Origin of the sequence: Bradyrhizobium sp. Mp27, from assembly GCF_029953005.1 — a bacterium.
Taxonomy (GTDB): Bacteria; Pseudomonadota; Alphaproteobacteria; order Rhizobiales; family Xanthobacteraceae; genus Bradyrhizobium; species Bradyrhizobium barranii.
The window spans coordinates 1-351 of the sequence record NZ_JASAUS010000693.1 but is presented as its reverse complement, the minus strand read 5'-3'; the positions used below and the strand labels follow the sequence as shown (position 1 = coordinate 351).

The following is a 351-nucleotide window of genomic DNA, read 5'->3' as shown; positions in this document are numbered from 1 at the left end:
ATCTGCCGCCGAAGATCGTCGAGCCGCACGCGATCGCCACGCGCGTTGACGACATGAAGGATCGCGTCGCCCTCATGGACCACGCTGAGTTGCGTCGAGCCTTGCGGCGGCCTCGCGCTCACGGTGCCGTCGATCGGCGAGCGCAACGTCACGATCCTGGCATTGACCACGGCCTCGACGCTCGAAGTCTGCAGCACGGCCTTCAGCGGCAACCATCCGAAGACGGCCACGATCGCAAGGCCAATGCCGACCTTGAGCAGGCGGCGAACCCACCGGCCCGAGCCTGCAGGTGCTTCGGGATGGGGAGCACTATCGCTGACGGGCTCGCTCACCGGCTCGTCGTGCGCCGGC

General features: G+C 67.8%; 1 pseudogene. It reads right to left on the bottom strand.

What is annotated here, in order from left to right:
* Positions 1-332 (bottom strand): annotated as a pseudogene (locus QJT78_RS52360) (HlyD family secretion protein); the annotation flags it as partial.
* Positions 333-351 lie beyond the last annotated feature (19 nt).